Genomic DNA, 18,591 nt, shown 5'->3' on the forward strand with positions numbered 1-18,591 from the left:
TGGCGGCATGAGCCGCCGCATGGTCGTCATCCTCGTGTCCGTCGTCGTGGTCGCGCTGCTCGCGGTCCTCGCAGGTCCGCCGCTGTACTCGCGCTGGCAGGAGAGCCGCAACCCTGACCCGATCACGCTCACGAGCGCCCCCGCGGAGCCGCCTGCGTCCGGGCCGTTCGATCCTGACGGTGCGTGGACCGTCGGCGCGGGATCTGAGGCCGGGTACCGGGTCGAGGAGGTGCTGCGCGGCGAGGACGTGACCGTCGTCGGGCGCAGCAAGGACGTGACGGGTGACGTCACGATCGCGGACGGCCAGCTCACCACGGCGACGGTCGCGGTCACGACCGCGACGATCGAGACGGGCGTGGGGCCGCGCGACAGCTTCCTTCGAGAAACGCTCGAGACGAGCACGTTCCCCGACGCGACGTTCGAGCTCGGAGCGCCTGTCGTGCTTCCCGAGCTCACGGGAGAGCCGGTCGCGGTCGAGGTGACGGGGACGCTCACGATCCGCGACGTCGCGCGCGAGGTCGCGGTGAGTATGCAGGCGCAGCGGTCCGGCGACGGCGTGCGTGTGAGCGGCTCGATCCCCGTGACGTTCACCGACTTCGAGATCGAGGCGCCGAACCTGGGGTTCGTGCAGGTCGAGGACGCCGGGACGATCGAGATGCTCCTGGTCCTCGCGCGCGCCTGACCTGCCGCACCGCCGCGGGCGGTGCTCGTGGCCGTTGCGAGGTGTCCTCTCGACGTGCGAAAGTTCGGTATGCCGAACTTTCGGTTTCGCCACTACGAACCACTCCTGGGGATCGTCCTTGCGACCGCCGCGGTCGCAGCCTGCAGCGGGAAGCCTGCGGCTGCCCCGGCGCCGTCCGCCGACGACCGCCTCCACGTCGTCACCACGTTCACCGTGCTCGCCGACATGGTCGCCGAGGTCGGCGGCGACCGCGTCCGCGTCGAGTCGATCACCAAGGCTGGCGCCGAGATCCACGGGTACGAGCCGACACCCGCCGACCTCGTCCGCGCGCAGGGCGCCGACCTCGTCGTCGACAACGGGCTCGGCCTCGAGGCGTGGTCCGCACGCTTCCTCGACGACGTGGACGCGCCGCACGTCACGGTGAGCGACGGCATCGTCCCGCAGCCGATCACGTCGGGCGAGGCAGCGGGCCACCCAAACCCACACGCCTGGATGTCGCCGACCGCAGGCCAGACGTACGTCACGAACATCGCCGACGCGCTCGCCGCAGCCGATCCCGACGGTGCTCCCGACTACCGGGCCAACGCTGCGGCCTACCGCGAGCAGCTCGCAGGCCTCGCTCGCGAGCTCGCCGACGCCGTCGCGACCGTCCCCGAGCCCGCACGCCTCCTCGTGACGTGCGAGGGCGCCTTCTCTTATCTCGCCCGCGACGCGGGCCTGCGCGAGGCGTACCTCTGGCCCGTCAACGCCGAGTCCCAGGCGACCCCGCGCTCGGCCGTCGCCGTCGTCGACGCGGTGCGCCGGGGCGGCCCGCGCGCCGTCTTCTGCGAGTCGACCGTGCCCGACGTCGCGCAGCGCCAGGTCGCCCGCGAGACAGGCACGCACCTCGCCGGGCCGCTCTACGTCGACTCCCTCTCAGGCCCCGACGGGCCCGTACCCACCTACCTCGACCTGCTCCGCCACACGACGACCACGATCGTCGCCGGACTCACCCAGGAGGAGCTGTGAACCCCGCAGCCACATCGCCCGCGCTCGAGGTCCACGACCTCAGCGTCCGCTACGGAGACGTCGTCGCCCTCGACTCCGTGAGCCTCACGCTCCCGCGAGGCTCAGTCACGGGTCTCGTCGGCGTCAACGGCTCCGGCAAGTCGACGCTCATGCGCGCCGTCGTCGGCGCCGTCCGGCCCACGAGCGGGACCGTGACGATCCTCGGACGTCACGCCGACACGGCGCGGCGCGCGGGCGCGCTCGCCCACCTGCCGCAGAGCCAGGACGTCGACTGGACGTTCCCCGTCGTCGTGCGCGACGTCGTCGAGACGGGGCGCTACCCGCACCTCGGCCCGATGCGCCGGCTCCGCGCGCACGACCGCGCGGCCGTCGCGGAGGCGCTCGAGCGCGTCGGGCTCACCGATCTCGCCGACCGCCAGGTCGGCCGGCTGTCCGGCGGGCAGCGGCAGCGCGTCTTCCTCGCCCGGGCTATCGCCCAGGAAGCGGACGTCCTCCTGCTCGACGAGCCGTTCTCCGGTGTCGACAAGACCCAGGAGGCCGGGATCCTCGCGCTCCTGCGCGGCCTCGCCGCCGACGGTACCTCCGTGCTCGTGTCCACCCACGACCTCCCGACGCTCCCCGGCCTGGTCGACCAGGTCGTCCTCCTCCAGCGCCGCGTCCTGTTCGCAGGCCCGCCCGACGAGGCGCTCGCGCCCGAACGTCTCGTCGAGGCGTTCACCGGCCTCGACCTCGGACGGATCGGGGACCTGCGTACTCCCTCCGGATGCATCCCCACCATCCCGACGACGCCGAGGAGCGCCTCATGAACGACGTCCTCGCCACGCTCGTCGAGCCCTTCCAGTACGGGTTCCTCCAGCGCGCGTTCGCCGTCACGCTCGTCGCGTCGATCGTGTGCGCGCTGCTCTCCTGCTGGCTCGTCCTCGTCGGCTGGTCCCTCATGGGCGACGCCGTGTCGCACGCCGTCCTGCCCGGCGTCGTGCTGTCCTACCTCGCCGGTGTGCCGTTCGCCGTCGGCGCCCTCGTCTTCGGGATCGGGTCGGTCGCCCTCATCGGCACCGTGCGCGACACGTCGAAGCTCAAGGAGGACACCGCGATCGGCGTCGTCTTCACGAGCCTCTTCGCGCTCGGCCTCGTGCTCGTCTCCGTCACCCCGAGCCAGGTCGACCTCAGCCACATCCTGTTCGGCAACGTCCTCGGCGTCGCGCCCGCCGACCTCGTGCAGGTCGCGGTCCTCGGCGCGATCGTCGTCGTCGCCCTCCTCGCGAAGCGACGCGACCTCACGCTCTACGCGTTCGACCCTGCGCACGCCCACGCGATCGGTCTCTCGCCGCGGCGGCTCGGCGCGCTGCTCCTCGGCCTGCTCGCCGTGACCGTCGTCGTCGCCCTGCAGGCCGTCGGCGTGATCCTCGTCGTCGCGATGCTCATCATCCCCGGCGCGACCGCCTACCTGATGAGCGACCGGATCGACCGGATGCTCGTCGTCGCGCCCCTCGTCGCGGCCGTGTGCGCCGTCGTCGGCTTCACCGCGTCGTACGCGCTCGACGCGTCGCCCGCCGGCATGGTCGTCCTCGCGCAGGGCGTCGTGTTCACGTGCGTGCACCTCGGCACGTGGCTCACGCGCCGACGGTTATCGTGAGCCTGTGCGCCGCGACATCGACATCACCCCCGTCGTCGAGGACTACCTCAAGGTCGTGTGGTCGGCCCAGGAGTGGTCCGACACCCCTGTGACGACCAAGCAGCTCGCCGAGCGGCTCGGGGTGGGCGCGTCGACCGTCTCGGAGACCGTCCGTCGCATGTGCGGCATGGGTCTCCTCGAGCACGAGCGCTACGGCGCGATCTCGCTCACCGAGGAGGGCCGCGACCTCGCCGTCGCCATGGTCCGCAGGCACCGCCTGCTCGAGACCTACCTCGTGGAGCGCCTCGGCTACCAGTGGGACGAGGTCCACGAGGAGGCCGAGGTTCTCGAGCACGCCGTCTCCGATCTGCTCATCGACCGCATGGACGCCGCGCTCGGCCACCCGCGCCGCGATCCGCACGGCGACCCGATCCCCACGGCGCAGGGCGAGCTCGAACCGAGCTCCGCCCGCACGATCGACGAGCTGCCGCAGGGCACGGCCGGAGTCGTCACCCGCATCTCCGACGCCGACGGCGACATGCTGCGCTGGTTCACGGACCTTGGCCTCGGTCTCGACGCGCGCGTCGAGGTCCGCGCCCGGCGCGAGTTCGCCGGCGTCGTCACGGTCGCCTGGACGCCAGGCGACGGCGGACCCGAGCGGCAGGCCGACCTCGGCCTCCCCGCCGCACGCGCCGTGTGGGTCGACGTCGTGGACGCCGAGGCGGGGGAGTGACCGCCGCGACGGACCGCCAGACGCCCGGGCTGCGGGCAGCGATGCCCGCGCTCCTCGCGCTCGCGGTCGGAGGCTTCACGATCGGCACGACCGAGTTCGCGTCCATGGGGCTCGTCCCGCTCATCGCCGACGACCTCGCGGTCTCGGTCCCGACCGCCGGGCACGCGGTGACCGCGTACGCCGTGGGCGTCGTCGCGGGCGCGCCGACGCTCACGGTCCTCGCGGCACGCGTCGAGCGCACCCGCCTGCTCCTGATCCTCATGGGCATGTTCGTGATCGGGCACGTGCTGTCCGCGCTCGCCGGCTCGATGGGCCTGCTGATCGTGGCGCGGTTCCTCGCGGGGCTGCCGCACGGCGCGTTCTTCGGCGTCGGCGCGGTCGTCGGGGCTGCGGTCGCGGGGTCGCAGAACCGCGGCAAGGCCATCGGGATGATGATGGCTGGCCTGACCATCGCGAACATGATCGGCGTTCCGCTCACGACGCGCGTCGGGCAGCTGTGGGGCTGGCGTGCGACGTTCTGGATCGTCGCCGTCCTGGCGCTGCTCACGATGCTCGCGCTCTGGCGTCTCGTGCCGCGCGGCGCCGGCGGCGAGGGGTCGTCGGTCCGTGGCGAGGTGCGCGCCCTGGGCAACGGACCGCTCTGGATCGCGTTCGCGGCCGGTGCGATCGGCTTCGGCGGCCTGTTCGCCGTCTACACGTACGTCGCTCCGCTCGTCACCGAGGTCGGCGGCATGGCGGACTCGAGCGTGCCGCTCGTCATGGGGCTGTTCGGGCTCGCGATGACGGTCGGGGTGTTCTTCGGCGGGCGGCTCGTCGACCGCGGCGTGCTCCGCACGGTCGTGCTCGGCTTCGTGTCGACGCTGCTCGCTCTCGTCGTCCTCGGGGCGACGGGTTCCGCGCCCGTCATGCTCGTCGTCGGGCTCGTCGCGCTCGGCGTGACCTCGCAGGTGCTCGGGCTCGCGATGCAGGCCCGGCTGATGGACCTCTCGCCGCTCGCGCCGTCGCTCGGGGCAGCGCTGTGCCACTCAGCGCTCAACGCTGGCAACGCGGAGGGGGCGTTCGTCGGCGGGCTCGTGATCGACGCTGGCTGGGGCTACCTCTCGACCGCGTGGGTCGGGGCGGCGCTGACCGCCGTCGGGCTCGTGATCGTGCTCGTCGCCGGGCGCCAGCGCGTCGGTCTGCCTGTCGCCGAGCGGGTTCGCCGCAGCCTCGAGGACGAGCCCGCTGACGAGGCGTGACGCCGCCCAGCCGACGTTCAGACACGCATGGGACCATGGTCCCGGCCGCAGCCGGGCGGCCTGGAACCGAGGAGCGCCCAGTGACCGACAGGACCGCCGCCCACGCGCCCGACGGCGCGTCGCAGCTCGACGAGACCGACGACGCCGCTCTCACGCCGCGCCCGCTCGCGGACCGCACCCTCGGCCGCCTCCTCGTCGTCCTCGGCCTCGTCGGCTTCGCGGGCTCGCTCGCGCTCGCGATCGAGCGCTACCTGTCGCTCGTCGACCCGGACCACCAGCCGACCTGCTCGATCAACGCGCTGCTCACGTGCAGCCCGGCGATGGCGTCCGACGCGGGCAGCCTCCTCGGGTTCCCCAACCCGTACATCGGCCTCGGCGCGTTCCCCGTCGTCGTCACGATCGGCGTCGTGCTCCTCGCCGTCCCCGGCATCGCGCTCCCGCGCTGGTTCTGGCGGACGTTCCTCGCCGTCGCGACCGCCGCCATGGGGCTCATCGGCTACCTCGTGTACACGAGCCTCGAGGTGCTCGTCGCGCTGTGCCCGTACTGCATGGTCGTGTGGTTCGCGACGCTGCCGATCTTCTGGTTCCTTCTCGTGCGCAACGTCCAGGACGGGCTGTTCGGCGGCACCGCGTCCGCGGGCATCGTGCGTCAGCGCGGCCTCCTGCTCGCCGCGATGTTCGTCGGGCTCCTCGCATGGATCGTCGTCGGTCTCGGCCCGAGCATCGCGGGCGCCTTCGCCTGACTCCCCGTCGAGGTCGGCTCGGACGCCGTACACGGGCTCGGTCCCAGTTGACGTTGACCAACACGTACGACCGGGCTGGGCAGCGCACGGCGTTGACGTATGCCTCGGGTGACGCCGAGCTTGCCGCGTGGTCCATGGGATACGACATCCAAGGGCGGGTCACGGTCCAGGAGGGGCCGAGCGCTGGCACGGAGGGTCGCACGCAGTCGTTCGCGTATGACGGGGCTGATCGTCTGGTGTCCGTCAAGGACGTGCTCGACGGCATGTGCACGACGCGGGACTACGGGTTCGACCACGGGGGGAACCGTCGGTCGAAGACGGTCAAGTCCTTCGAGGGAGAATCGTGCGTCGGCGAGGCTGCGGTCGAGGAGAGGGCGTGGACCTACGACGGCGCGGAGCGGGTCCAGACCGGCGCGAACGGTCAGGGTGCGTACGTGTATGACGTGTTCGGACGCCAGACGAGCGTGCCGGGCGTCGATACTGTGGTGGGCGCTGACGGTGGGGCGCTGTCCGTCGGATACTTCGACAACGACCTGGCGCGCTCCATTACGCAAGGGGACGCGGCGACGACGTTCACCCTTGACGCTGCGCAGCGGCGAGCAGCGCAGACGACCGTCACAGCCGGCTCGCGGACGACCGTTCAGCGGCACTACACCGACTCCTCCGACAACCCGGGGTGGGCCACGGCGACCACGGACGGTAGTGAACCGGTCGTCTCGCGTTATGTCTCGGGCATCAACGGGGACCTTGCCGCCACGGTGACCGGTTCGCGGGTGACGTTGGACGTTGTCGACCCGCTCGGATCCATCGCCACCACGGTGACCCTCGACGGTGCCACGCGCACGGTGGCAGGCCTGGGCGTCTACGACGAGTACGGCAACGCCATCACCTCCGGCCCGTCCACCGGAGCCGTCAGCTACGGATGGCTGGGCGGCAAGGAGAGGGCGGCGGACTCGTCAGGCCTGGTCCTGATGGGCGTACGGTTGTACAACTCCGTCACCGGCCTGTTCACCTCCGTCGACCCGGTCGAAGGTGGGAATGAGACCATCTACGGTTACCCGAACGACCCGGTCAACAAGCTCGACCTCGACGGGCGCAGTTGGCTGAGGCGACTGAAGGGCGCTGGCTCAAGTGTGGTGAAGTGGGGCATTAGGAATCGTGGAACCATCGTAAGTCTGGGTGCGACGGCAGGGTGTGCTATACCCGCGGTGGGTTGGGCATCGTGCGCGGCTCTCCAAGCGGGGGCCTACGCGGTTCGCGCACAGCAGCGGGGGCTGACAAAGAAGAATCTCAAGGCAAATCTGTTTGACGGGGTCGCGACAGTGGCAGGATTTGGCGTTATTGGTACCCCAATGCGAATGGCAAAATGCGGCCGGATGGGCAACCCGATCTACAACTCGCGCGGGACGTATGTTAAATCGTGGCATGTTGGGAAAAAGACCGGCCGAGCGCTCAGTTTGGGTGTGACCGCGCCCTATGTGTTCTCAAAGAGCGCCGCGCTCAGGAGGAAGAGATAGATGATCGTCATTATTGGCAATCGGCGCCTGGTGGGTTTGCTAAATATGATCGGCCTGCTCGTCGTTGGAGCGATGTGGTGCTTCGTTGGCCTAGTTATGACACCTGCGGTGCAGAACTTCTTTGAAGTCGAGGAAGATCCGCCAAGCATTGCGGTCGCTGTGATTGGGATTGGCTTTGGGCTAGTGACGGTTTGGTATGGGGCCGCGCAGTCTGTGACGCGACGTCCTGGTGCGATTCGAACGGCGCAATGGCCCTTCGGCACGGTGCTTGAAGGCGCTTGGTCCTTTGAAGCGCATGAGGGGGAGGTCTGGTGGGGCGCGAAGACGGTGGAGATAGTGGGCTCGCGCGAGATGCATGAGGATGTCAGGCTCGGTGTTCTGACCAGATTCACGTTCTTGAGTTCGGCACGACAGACAAGCCGAGTGGTCGCTACATTGAACGGCTGGGCCCGCGCTGAACCGCCCCGGGTTTAGTGGAGGCTCGGTTCTCTGGTCGCGGCCATCGTAGCGACCGGTTGTTGCTGATAGAAATCTGCTTCGCGCTCGGCCGGTGTGACGTGGCCGAGCTCGGTGTGGAGGCGTCGATTGTTGAACCAGTCCACCCACTCCAGGGTGGCGATCTCGACGTGGTCGAGTGTCCGCCACGGTCCTCTGCGGCGGATCAGTTCGGTCTTGTAGAGCCCGATCGTCGACTCAGCCAGAGCGTTATCGTAGGCGTCCCCGACCGTCCCGATCGAGGCCCGCATCCCGAGGGCCGCCAGGCGCTCGGTCAGCGCCAGCGAGACGTATTGAGACCCGGCGTCCGTGTGGTGGATGACGCCGCTTAGATCCGCGATTCCGGCACGCTGGCGGGCCCAGACGGCCATCTCGAGGGTGTCGGTGACGAGGTCCGCGCGCATGCTCGTATCGGCCTTCCAGCCCACGATCTGCCGCGAGAACACGTCGATGATGAACGCCACGTAGACGAACCCGCCCACGTGCGCACGTAGGTGAAGTCCGCCACCCACAACTCGTTCGGCGCCGTCGCCGTGAAGACCCGATTGACCAGGTCTCCCGCCCGGCACCCGTCCTTGGCCGGGATTGTCGTGTGCTTGACCCCACCGCGCACGACCCCGCGCAGGCCGCCGGCGCGCATGAGCCGTTCGACCGTGCAACGGGCGGCCGGGTGGCCGAGGCGGTTCAGGTGCTTGGCGCATCTTCCGCGCGCCGGAGACGCCGTAGTTCGCCGCGTGCTCGGTGGCGATGACCTCGCTCAGCTTCGCGTCGGCGACGGCCCTCGCCGAGGGCGGGCGGGCCTTGGCGGCGTAGTAGGTGCTCGGGGCGACCTGCAGCTCACGGCAGATCGGCACAACCGGCAAACTCCCCACGGTTCTGATCGATGTACTCCACTACCTGACTGACGGGCGGTCGAGCTCCGCCGCGAAGAAAGCCGACGCACTGCGCAGGATCGCATTCGCTCGGCGCAGCTCGCGGTTCTCCCGCTCGAGCTCCGCCAAGCGTTCGGCGTCGGCGGTCGTGGTCCCCGGGCGGGTGCCGGCGTCGATCTCAGTCCGCTGAACCCAGCCGCGCAACGTCTCGGGGTTGATACCGAGCTGGTCACCGATACGCCGACACGCGCCAGCCGCCGAGCCTGGATCCTTCTTCGCCTCGAGCACGAGCCGGACCGCACGCTCGCGAAGTTCATCGGGGTACTTCCTGGGTGCTGCCATGACTCTCATCCTCCGTGGATTGAGAGCCTCTACGAAACCCGGGGCGGTTCAAGCCGCTCCTGGACGTACTCCCGCAGCCTTGGGTTTTCGACAAGCTTCGCGGTCCTGGGCCGCTTGGCGGCCTGCTGTGCCTTCCACTGCGCGACCACCGCGCGGTACCCCTGCTTCCCACTACGAGTGGCGGCGTTGCGACGCAGTTCTCGAGAGATCGTTCCAGAGTCACGCCCGATAGTGCGGGCGATCTCACGCACGCCCTTGCCCTGGACCTTGAGCAGCGCGATCTCCTCGCGTTCCTCGAAGGTCAGGTAACGGCCGCTGGGCTCGGCGAGCGAGATCGGTGGCATGCCGCCAGCGTGGCGAAACCAGAGGGTCCCGACCGGCACAGATACGCCCACTGTCAGCGCCGCCTCGGCTGAGGTGATGCCCGTTGCGATCAGCCGCCAGAACTCCCGCCGTACAGCTCGCGATGGCTCCGGGCGACCGGGCGAGCGCATCGCCGGCCTGAGGGCTCGATCGGCACGCCACTGTCGGCGAAGCCCTTCGGGCATCTCGCTGGTCTTCTTACTCCACACCGCCGTCGCCATCCCTGAACACCTCCGAGCTCAAGGTGTTACGACGACAGGTTGAATCCGCTTGGTTCGCAGGGATCGTTGTCGTGGTGCCGTGAAGTCGTGCAGGCGACGCGATGACCGCCCGCTCCCCGCGGGCCGGTAAACTCGCGAGAGTGACTGACAACCCCAGCGTCCCGAACCAGCCTGCTCCCGCGCGCTCCGGCGCTACGTCCACGGAGGAGCCGCGACTGCGCTACACGCCGCAGCTCGCCGAGGAAATCGAGCTGCGCTGGCAGGACCGCTGGGCTGAGCGCGGCACGTTCTGGGCCGCGAACCCGAGCGGGGCGCTCACGGACGGCAAGGGCCGCCACGCAGACCCGTCGTCGTCGAGCTTCTTCGTCATGGACATGTTCCCGTACCCCTCGGGTGCGGGCCTGCACGTCGGCCACCCGCTCGGCTACATCGCGACCGACGTCGTCGGGCGCTTCCGCCGCATGTGCGGCGACAACGTGCTGCACGCGCTCGGCTTCGACGCGTTCGGCCTGCCCGCCGAGCAGTACGCGGTCCAGACGGGTCAGCACCCTCGCATCACGACCGACCAGAACATCGCGAACATGCAGCGCCAGCTGCGTCGCCTCGGCCTCGCCCACGACGAGCGTCGCTCGTTCGCGACGACGGACAGCGAGTACGTGCGCTGGACGCAGTGGATCTTCCTGCAGATCTTCAGCTCCTGGTACGACGAGTCGGCCGTCCGGCCCGACGGCGGCACGGGCATGGCCCGCCCGATCTCCGAGCTCGAGGCCGAGCTCGCGGACGGCACCCGCCCGACGCCCGACGGCACGCCGTGGGCCGACATGGACGCCGTCGCGCGGCGCCGCCTCGTCGACTCCTACCGGCTCGCCTACGTCTCCGAGTCGCCCGTGAACTGGTGCCCGGGCCTCGGCACGGTCCTCGCGAACGAGGAGGTCACGGCCGACGGCCGCTCCGAGCGCGGCAACTTCCCCGTGTTCCAGCGCAGCCTGCGCCAGTGGAACATGCGCATCACCGCGTACGCCGACCGCCTGGCAGACGACCTCGAGGACATCGACTGGCCCGACAAGGTCAAGGCGATGCAGCGCAACTGGATCGGCCGCTCCCAGGGGGCCAAGGTCACGTTCGCCGTGCAGGGCGGCACCGAGGTCGAGGTCTTCACGACACGCCCCGACACCCTCTTCGGCGCGACCTTCATGGTCGTCGCCCCTGAGCACCCGGTCCTCGATGAGGTCCCCGCAGCATGGCCCGACGGCACGCGCGACGTCTGGACCGGCGGGCACGCGAGCCCCGCCGAGGCCGTCGCCGCGTACCGCGCCGAGGCTGCTGCGAAGACCGCCGTCGAGCGTCAGGCCGACGCCGGCCGCAAGACGGGCGTGTTCACCGGCCACCTCGCGACCAACCCCGTCAACGGTGAGCTGCTCCCCGTCTTCACCGCCGACTACGTCCTCATGGGCTACGGCACCGGCGCGATCATGGCCGTCCCGGGCGGCGACGAGCGCGACTACGCGTTCGCCCAGGCCTTCGACGTGCCCGTCGTCTACACCGTCGACGCGCCCGAGGGCACGCCGGACGGCGCGCGCACGGGAGACGGCGCGATCATCAACTCGTCGAACGACTCGATCTCGCTCGACGGCCTGTCCGTCCCCGAGGCCAAGGCCGCGATGATCGCGTGGCTCGAGGAGCGCGGCATCGGCGAGGGCACCATCACGTACCGTCTGCGCGACTGGCTGTTCAGCCGTCAGCGCTACTGGGGCGAGCCGTTCCCGATCGTGTACGACGAAAACGACCTGCCCATCGCGATCCCGGACTCCGCCCTGCCCGTCGACCTGCCCGACGTGCCCGACTACTCGCCGCGCACGTACGACCCGCAGGACGCCCAGTCGTCGCCCGAGCCCCCGCTCGGCCGCAACGAGGACTGGGTCACCGTCACCCTCGACCTCGGCGACGGCCCGCGCGAGTACCGCCGCGACACGAACACGATGCCCAACTGGGCCGGTTCGTGCTGGTACTACCTGCGCTACCTCGACCCGACCAACGCCGACGCGGCGGTGTCCGCCGAGCTCGAGAAGTACTGGCTCGGCCCCGACCACAACGCGACCGCCGGCGCCGCGGGCGGCGTCGACCTGTACGTCGGCGGCGTCGAGCACGCCGTGCTGCACCTGCTCTACGCACGCTTCTGGCACAAGGTCCTCTTCGACCTCGGGCACGTCTCGGGTGCGGAGCCGTTCCACAAGCTCTTCAACCAGGGCTACGTCCAGGCGTACGCCTACACGGACGCGCGCGGCGCCTACGTCCCCGCTGCGGAGGTCACGGAGACGACGGGCGCCGACGGCGAGACCGAGTACCGCTACCACGGCGAGGTCGTGCAGCGCGAGTACGGCAAGATGGGCAAGTCCCTCAAGAACGTCGTCACGCCCGACGAGATGTACGACGCGTACGGCGCCGACACCTTCCGGGTCTACGAGATGTCGATGGGTCCGCTCGACCTGTCGCGCCCGTGGGAGACGCGCGCCGTCGTCGGCTCGCAGCGCTTCCTGCAGCGGCTGTGGCGCAACGTCGTCGACGAGACGAACGGCGCCGTGACCGTGACAGACGACGAGCCCGACACCGCGACGCTGCGCGTGCTGCACCGCGCGATCGCGGACGTGCGCGCCGAGATGGAGGCGATGCGCCCCAACACCGCGATCGCCAAGCTCATCACGCTCAACAACCACCTCACGAGTCTGCCCGCCGTCCCGCGCGTCGCAGCCGAGGCGATCGTGCTCATGACCGCGCCCGTCGCGCCGCACATCGCCGAAGAGCTGTGGGAGCGCCTCGGCCACACCGAGTCGCTCGCCTACGAGCCCTTCCCGGTCGCCGACGAGGCGTACCTCGTCGAGGACACCGTGACGTGCGTCGTCCAGGTCCAGGGCAAGGTCCGCGCACGTCTCGAGGTGTCGCCGTCGATCAGCGACGCCGACCTCGAGGCCGCCGCCCTCGCCGAGCCCGCGCTCGTGCGCTTCCTCGACGGCCGTCCCGTGCGGAAGGTCATCGTCAAGGCGCCGAAGCTCGTCAACGTCGTCATCTGACGGGTGGAGATCCCGCACACCGCGATCGGCGGTGCGCTCGCCGGTGCGCAACGCGCCTTCGAGCGCCCGACGCTCACGCTCCTGCACAAGCAGAGCGCGCCGCTCGTCGTCGCCGTCTTCGCGTCCGCGTTCCAAGGGCGGCAGTCGATCGGCGTCGAGCAGCTGCACCTCGAGGTCTCCGACCTGCTCGCCGAGCTCACGCGCGCCGGCACCCCTGACGTGCCGGACGACCCGGCGCGCGTCCTGTGCGCGCGCTGGGTCCGCGAGCGGTGGCTCATCAAGAACGTCAACGACGCGGACGAGGAGGAGTACCAGCTCACCTCGCACGCTCAGGAGGCGCTCGACTTCGTCGCACGCGCCGGCGGTGCCCGTTCCCTCGTCTCGGAGTCGCGCATCCGCGCGCTGCTCGACGCCGTCGACCACTTCGCGCAGGACGCCAACCCCGACCGCGACGCACGGATCGCGTCGCTCGACGAGCAGATCGCCCGGCTGAGCGCCGAGCGCGACCGGCTCGCCCGCGGCGGCGCTGTCGAGCCCGTGCCCGACGCCCGCATGGAGGAGCAGCACGACCACCTCCTGCTGCTCATGCGCGAGCTGCCGACCGACTTCACGCGCGTCGCGGAGTCGATCAAGGAGCTGCAGCGCACGATCATCCAGCAGCTCCGCGAGGACGACCGGCCTACGGGCGAGATCCTCGAGGAGTACCTGACCGCGTCCGAGAACCTCATGGAGAACACGCCCGAGGGGCGTGCGTTCCTCGGTGCGCTCGAGCTGCTCGGTGACCCGGGGCTGCTCGCGCGGCTCGACGCCGACCTCGCGGCGATCCTCCAGCACCGCTTCGCCGACCGGCTCACGCGCAGCCAGCGCACCGCTCTGCGCGGCATCCGGCACCAGATCGTCTCGTCGATCGAGGTCGTGCTCGCCGAGCAGGCGCGCGCGTCGCGGACGCTCACCGCGCAGATCCGCTCGCACAACCCGCTGCGCGACCGCGAGCTCGACCACGCGATCCGTGACGTCGTCTCCGCGCTGTCGGAGTGGTTCCCGCAGACGGCGCGCGGTGCCCGCGTCGAGCCGCTCACGTGGCTCGGCCGCGCCCACCTCGGAAGGCTGCGCGACTCGCTGCACGACCTGCGGCCCGAGTCGCCGCCCCCGGTCCTCGACGACTGGGCCGACGACGAGCCCGGGCTCGACGAGGCCGAGCTCGCGCAGATCCGCTCGATGGGCGGCCCACGGCACGCCGACATCGACGCGCACGTGCGCGCGCTGCTCGCCGCCGGCACGGACGTCTCCGTAGCCGAGGCGTTCGCGGCGGGCACGGAAGAGCTGCGCCGCCCGGTCGACCTGCTCGGCTACCTCGAGCTCGCCGACGCGACGCCGACGACCGCGGCCGCCGAGGTACCAGTCGAGAGCGTCGTGGCCCGCAGGCCGGACGGCACGCAGCGCACGTTTGTCGTGCCGCGCGTGCCGTTGCGACCGACCCCCAGCGACGAGAACCTGACCCCTGCCCCGCCCGACACCGGAGGACGACCATGACCGAGGACCTGACCACGGTGCCCTTCTCGCCGGGCCCCGGCGCGTTCGTCGACACGGTCGCCATGGAGGAGGACTCGGCCGTCCTGTTCGACGGCGACAAGGGCCAGCTCCCGTACGAGGCGCGGCGCGCCTTCGCGCTGCTCCTGCGCTCGCGCTACCTCTCCGCGGCGGACAACCCGGGGGAGTGGCGTGCGCTGCTCGCCCACCAGGACGTCCTCGAGAGCCGCTGCCACGACCTGTTCCTGCAGCTCGTCGTCGACCGTGACTACGAGCTGGCGTACAAGACGCAGGTCCGCGAGGACGGGCTCGCCGTGCCGATCCTGCTCAAGGACGAGCCGTACAAGCGCGTCGAGACGCTCATGATGGTGCACCTGCGCAACGCGTTCCGTCAGCAGCAGGGTGCGGGCGAGCGGGTCGCGTTCATCGATGCCGAGGAACTGGTCGAGTACGCGCTGAGCTACCTCGCGCGGGACGAGACGAACCTTGCTGCGCGCCGCCGCGAGGCGGACAACGCGATCGCGACGCTCGTGCGCGAGCACGTCCTCGACGAGGTCGGCGAAGGGCGCTACCGCATCCTGCCCGTGATCGAGGTGCTGCTCCCGGTGGACCGCCTCCACGAGCTCGCGCGGTGGCTGCGGAACCCTGGTGGCGCGGACGCCGACGGGGCCGCTCACCTGGACAGCGCCCTCGACGAGGGCGACGCCGACGACGAACCTCTCGACGACGTCGCGCCCGAGGACGACGCGACCGACGAGGCCGCGCCGCGCACCGCGGACGCCCCGCACGACGACGCCGAGGAGGCGCTGCTGTGACGACCATGAGCCAGTCCCTGTTCGGGCTGATCCCGACCGCGTCGACGGGCCAGCAGTGGGTCGCGCGCTCGATGCAGCTCATCAACTGGGGCGGCTACCACGGCTTCCACGAGGTCGCGTTCGCCTCGACCGCCACGCTCCTGTCGGGCGGGTCGGGCACCGGCAAGTCGACGCTCCTCGACGCGTACATCGCGCTGACGATGAGCCACACGACCCCGTTCAACGGTGCGTCCAACGGCGCGGCGTCGGGCCGGGCGCGCGGCCGCGAGCAGCGCAACGTGCTCTCGTACGCACGCGGCAAGCTCGACGAGGCCCGTGTCGCGGGCACGAGCTCGTCGCGCGACGCGGTCCTGCGCGGGGACGGCACCGACACGTGGTCCGCGATCGCGATGACGTGGGCCGACCAGGTCGGGCAGACGTTCACCGCGGTCCGCGCCTACTACGTCCCCGCCGCCGCGACCCGCAACGACGAGTGCACGCTCGTGCGCGCGACGACGGACTCGGCGTTCGACCTGCGTTCGCTCGAGCCGTTCGCGACCGGGCGCTTCCCGCGCGGCCCGCTCCAGGAGCGGCTCGGCCTCGCGTTGCACGACACGGACATCGCGTTCACGACGCGCCTGCACGCGACCCTCGGCATCGGCGCCGCAGGCGACGGGGCGAAGGCCATGGGCCTGCTCGCCCGCATCCAGGCCGGGCAGCAGATCACGACCGTCGACGCGCTCTACAAGTCGATGGTCCTCGAAGAGCCGGAGACGCTCGCGAAGGCGCAGGAGGCGATCGACCACTTCGACGAGCTGAGCGAGGTCCGCGAGGAGATGCTGACCGCGCAGCGGCAGCTCGAGGTCCTCTCGCCGATCGTGGGGCTGCGCCAGCGCGTCGAGGCGGCTCGCGAGCAGCTCGAGGTCGTCTCGACGCTCGGCGTCGAGCGCGCGTCCGAGCGCACGACGCCGTTCGCGCACTGGCACGACTCACGGCGCCTCGAGCTCGCCCGCGCCCAGGAGGTCGCCAACCGGCGCGCCCACGCGCAGGCCGAGGAGCGCAAGGTCGGGCTCGACGCGCAGATCCTCGTGACCGAGCGTGAGCACGAGGAGGTCAAGGACAACCAGCGTCGCAACGGCGGCGACGAGATCGCTCGCCTCGAACGCGAGATCGCGGCGCTCGAGGATGCCCTCGGCGACACCGAGGTCCGCCACGCGCGCTTCGAGCAGCACCGCGCCGTCGTCGGCGTGCCCGTCACGTCGAAGAGCGAGTTCGAGGCGCTGCGACGCACCGCGGCCGCGTTCGTCGACTCGCGTGACGCGCGTGAGCGTGAGCTCGCCGACGCGGTCTACGAGGCGCGTGCCGCGCAGGCTGAGGCTGTGCGCGGCCTCGAGACGCTCGACCGTGAGAAGGCGTCCCTCGCGGTGCGCCGTGGCAACGTCGCGGCCGAGGACCACCAGGCGCGGTGCCTGCTCGCTCAGGCGGCCGGACTGACGCCCGACGAGCTCCCGTTCGTCGCGGAGCTGCTCGACGTCCGTGCCGAGCACGAGCCGTGGCGCGAGGCGATCGGCCTCGCGCTCGGGGGCTTCGCGACGACGCTCCTCGTCGACGCCGACCACCTCACCGCGTTCCGCCGTGCGATCAACGACGTGGACCTGCGCCGTCGCCTCCGGTTCGAGGGCGTACGGACGGGCCTGCCCGTCGTCGAGCAGGCCGACCGTTCCCGGCTCGACGGGCGTCTCGACGTCAAGCACGGCCCGTTCACAGGCTGGCTCACCGACCGCCTCGCCCGGCAGTTCGCGTACGTGTGCGTCGACGACCCCGCCGACCTCGGCAAGCACGCGAAGGCGCTCACGCGCACGGGCCAGACGAACGACGGCAGCAGGGGAGCGCACGGTGGGCGCGGCCGGCCGAGCGTCCTCGGGTTCTCCAACGAGCGGCGCCTCGCGCAGATCGACGAGGAGCGCCGCGAGGCGACCGTCGCGGTCGCCGAGCGTCGCCGGGACGTCGAGGACGCCGAGGCTGCAGCCCGCGCGTTCACCGACCAGTTCGCCGCCTACCAGGCCATCGGCGGGTTCGCGTGGGACGAGATCGACGTGCGCGGCGCGACGCGCCGCGTCGCCGAGCGTCGCGAACGGTTCGACGAGCTCGCCGCGGGCAGCGACGTGCTGCGCGCTCTGCGCGAGGACGAGCAGCGTCTCGCCGCGAGGCTCAAGGACCTGCGCACGCAGTCGTCGCGCGCCGCGGTCGAGATGGAGCGCCTCGAGACTGCGTGGGGGACGCTCACCGACGAGGTCGACGAGCTCTCCGACGGTCTCGCCGAGCTCGAGGACGCGGGCGTCGCGGCGACCGACGTCCAGGTGACGCTGCTCGACGACCGCCTCGCGGCGTCGGGCTGGGACGGGGGCGACCTCCGGGCGTTCACGAGCGCGGTCGCGGCCATGCGGGCCGATCTCGTGCACGCGCACGAGCTCGCTGCGCACGACCTGCAGTCCGCGCAGGACACGCTCGCGCGGACGTTCGAGCGCTTCGTCGAGATGTGGCCCAACCCGAACCTCGGCACGGACCCCGACGACTCCTACGACGACTTCAGGCGGATCCTCGGCGAGATCGAGCATCAGCGCATGTACTCGCTGCGCGAGCGGTGGAGCCGTGCGATCTCACGCCTCTCGGGCCGCGACCTGACCATGCTCGACACGGCGATCGAGCAGGCGGTCGCGGACATCCGCGCGCGCATGGAACCCGTCAACGAGATCCTCTCGGTCCTGCCCTTCCACGACGACGCGCACCGCCTGCGCATCACCGCGACCGTCACGGAGGCGCACGACATCACGACGTTCCGTCGCGAGCTGCGGGCCCTCGCGAAGGACGTGCCCGACGACGCGACGCCCGTCGAGCGCGAGCGGCGCTACGCGCGGATGGCGAAGCTCCTCGCCCGCATCCGGCCGGACAGCCCGGAGCGCCGCCGGCTCGTGGACGTGCGCGAGCACGTGCGGATCAGTGCGGAGTGCGTCGACCTCGAGGGCAACCACGTGAGCGTCTATGACCACATCGCGGGGAAGTCTGGCGGCGAGTCGCAGGAGCTCATCGCGTTCATCGTCGGCGCGGCGCTGCGCTACCAGCTCGGCGACGCGGACGCCGAGCGGCCGCGGTACGCGCCTGTGTTCCTCGACGAGGCGTTCATCAAGGCGGACTCGCGGTTCGCCGGGCGGGCGGTCGGTGCGTGGCGGGGGCTCGGGTTCCAGCTGATCATCGGTGCGCCGCTCGACAAGGTGTCGGCGCTCGAGCCGCACGTGGACCTGGTGCTGCAGGCGGTCAAGGACGAGGTCGGGCGCTCGCGCGTGCAGTGGGTCGCGGCGTCCTGACCTGT

Annotated in this window: 15 protein-coding genes, 1 pseudogene and 1 other annotated feature; of the genes and pseudogenes, 13 read left to right on the top strand and 3 right to left on the bottom strand. The window is 71.0% G+C overall.

The window, feature by feature from the left end; genetic code table 11:
* Positions 1-7: 7 nt before the first annotated feature.
* From HF995_RS07075 to HF995_RS07115, 9 genes are all read left to right on the top strand, one after another.
* On the top strand, positions 8-682 hold the full coding sequence (locus HF995_RS07075) for a YceI family protein (protein WP_168447127.1): 675 nt from the start codon (positions 8-10) through the stop codon (positions 680-682).
* 69 nt (positions 683-751) lie between these two features.
* Positions 752-1,690 (top strand): metal ABC transporter solute-binding protein, Zn/Mn family, encoded by a 939-nt coding sequence (locus HF995_RS07080; protein WP_168447128.1) that lies wholly within the window; start codon positions 752-754, stop codon positions 1,688-1,690.
* On the top strand, positions 1,687-2,496 hold the full coding sequence (locus HF995_RS07085; RefSeq protein WP_168447129.1) for a metal ABC transporter ATP-binding protein: 810 nt from the start codon (positions 1,687-1,689) through the stop codon (positions 2,494-2,496). The genes HF995_RS07080 and HF995_RS07085 overlap by 4 nt, the downstream gene beginning before the upstream one ends.
* Positions 2,493-3,326 carry a metal ABC transporter permease gene (locus tag HF995_RS07090; RefSeq protein ID WP_168447130.1) on the top strand — a complete coding sequence of 278 codons (834 nt, stop codon included), beginning with the start codon at positions 2,493-2,495 and terminating at the stop codon, positions 3,324-3,326. Before HF995_RS07085 ends, HF995_RS07090 begins: the two co-directional genes overlap by 4 nt.
* A 4-nt stretch (positions 3,327-3,330) precedes the next feature.
* Positions 3,331-4,038, top strand: coding sequence for a metal-dependent transcriptional regulator (locus HF995_RS07095; protein WP_168447131.1), 708 nt, complete (start codon positions 3,331-3,333; stop codon positions 4,036-4,038).
* A complete protein-coding gene (locus HF995_RS07100; protein WP_350308772.1) occupies positions 4,035-5,276 on the top strand; it encodes an MFS transporter in 1,242 nt (413 codons plus the stop codon). Before HF995_RS07095 ends, HF995_RS07100 begins: the two co-directional genes overlap by 4 nt.
* 80 nt (positions 5,277-5,356) lie before the next feature.
* On the top strand, positions 5,357-6,019 hold the full coding sequence (locus HF995_RS07105; protein ID WP_168447132.1) for a vitamin K epoxide reductase family protein: 663 nt from the start codon (positions 5,357-5,359) through the stop codon (positions 6,017-6,019).
* Positions 5,971-7,536 carry an RHS repeat-associated core domain-containing protein gene (locus HF995_RS07110; protein ID WP_491044407.1) on the top strand — a complete coding sequence of 522 codons (1,566 nt, stop codon included), beginning with the start codon at positions 5,971-5,973 and terminating at the stop codon, positions 7,534-7,536. The genes HF995_RS07105 and HF995_RS07110 overlap by 49 nt, the downstream gene beginning before the upstream one ends.
* Entirely contained in the window at positions 7,537-8,010 is a 474-nt protein-coding gene (locus HF995_RS07115; protein ID WP_168447134.1) for a hypothetical protein, read from the top strand.
* Here the strand turns inward: HF995_RS07115 and HF995_RS13845 are convergent.
* From HF995_RS13845 to HF995_RS13855, 3 genes and pseudogenes are all read right to left on the bottom strand, one after another.
* Positions 8,007-8,513: an IS3 family transposase gene (locus HF995_RS13845; protein ID WP_434060843.1), complete on the bottom strand. Its 507-nt coding sequence runs from the start codon at positions 8,511-8,513 to the stop codon at positions 8,007-8,009. The two genes, HF995_RS07115 and HF995_RS13845, sit on opposite strands and share 4 nt — an antisense overlap.
* 339 nt (positions 8,514-8,852) lie before the next feature.
* Positions 8,853-8,967, bottom strand: a sequence feature (AL1L pseudoknot).
* Entirely contained in the window at positions 8,925-9,245 is a 321-nt protein-coding gene (locus HF995_RS13850; RefSeq protein WP_286189391.1) for a transposase, read from the bottom strand. It overlaps the preceding feature by 43 nt.
* A 50-nt stretch (positions 9,246-9,295) precedes the next feature.
* Positions 9,296-9,793 (bottom strand): annotated as a pseudogene (locus HF995_RS13855) (transposase); the annotation flags it as partial.
* A gap of 251 nt (positions 9,794-10,044) precedes the next feature.
* On the opposite strand from HF995_RS13855, the gene leuS reads away from it, so the two are divergent.
* From leuS to HF995_RS07145, 4 genes are read left to right on the top strand one after another with little or no spacing between them, the layout of a single operon-like run.
* Complete coding sequence (gene leuS, locus HF995_RS07130) at positions 10,045-12,897, top strand: leucine--tRNA ligase (RefSeq protein ID WP_286189439.1); 2,853 nt, start codon at positions 10,045-10,047, stop codon at positions 12,895-12,897.
* Between the two features lie 3 nt (positions 12,898-12,900).
* Positions 12,901-14,430, top strand: coding sequence for a DUF3375 domain-containing protein (locus HF995_RS07135; RefSeq protein WP_168447136.1), 1,530 nt, complete (start codon positions 12,901-12,903; stop codon positions 14,428-14,430).
* Positions 14,427-15,242 (top strand): DUF4194 domain-containing protein, encoded by an 816-nt coding sequence (locus HF995_RS07140; RefSeq protein ID WP_168447137.1) that lies wholly within the window; start codon positions 14,427-14,429, stop codon positions 15,240-15,242. The genes HF995_RS07135 and HF995_RS07140 overlap by 4 nt, the downstream gene beginning before the upstream one ends.
* 5 nt (positions 15,243-15,247) lie before the next feature.
* Positions 15,248-18,586 carry an ATP-binding protein gene (locus HF995_RS07145; RefSeq protein WP_168447564.1) on the top strand — a complete coding sequence of 1,113 codons (3,339 nt, stop codon included), beginning with the start codon at positions 15,248-15,250 and terminating at the stop codon, positions 18,584-18,586.
* The last annotated feature ends 5 nt before the right edge of the window (positions 18,587-18,591 follow it).

Source organism: Sanguibacter hominis ATCC BAA-789, assembly GCF_012396185.1.
Taxonomy (GTDB): domain Bacteria; phylum Actinomycetota; class Actinomycetes; order Actinomycetales; family Cellulomonadaceae; genus Flavimobilis; species Flavimobilis hominis.

What these genes read in the sequence shown, in the direction of transcription:
- HF995_RS07080 (WP_168447128.1), top strand. Translation starts at nt 752, where the DNA reads ATGCCGAACTTTCGGTTTCGCCACTACGAACCACTCCTGGGGATCGTC.
- HF995_RS07075 (WP_168447127.1), top strand. Translation starts at nt 8, where the DNA reads ATGAGCCGCCGCATGGTCGTCATCCTCGTGTCCGTCGTCGTGGTCGCG.
- HF995_RS07090 (WP_168447130.1), top strand. Translation starts at nt 2,493, where the DNA reads ATGAACGACGTCCTCGCCACGCTCGTCGAGCCCTTCCAGTACGGGTTC.
- HF995_RS07145 (WP_168447564.1), top strand. Translation starts at nt 15,248, where the DNA reads ATGAGCCAGTCCCTGTTCGGGCTGATCCCGACCGCGTCGACGGGCCAG.
- HF995_RS07115 (WP_168447134.1), top strand. Translation starts at nt 7,537, where the DNA reads ATGATCGTCATTATTGGCAATCGGCGCCTGGTGGGTTTGCTAAATATG.
- HF995_RS13850 (WP_286189391.1), bottom strand. Translation starts at nt 9,245, where the DNA reads ATGGCAGCACCCAGGAAGTACCCCGATGAACTTCGCGAGCGTGCGGTC.
- HF995_RS07140 (WP_168447137.1), top strand. Translation starts at nt 14,427, where the DNA reads ATGACCGAGGACCTGACCACGGTGCCCTTCTCGCCGGGCCCCGGCGCG.
- HF995_RS07110 (WP_491044407.1), top strand. Translation starts at nt 5,971, where the DNA reads ATGGATCGTCGTCGGTCTCGGCCCGAGCATCGCGGGCGCCTTCGCCTG.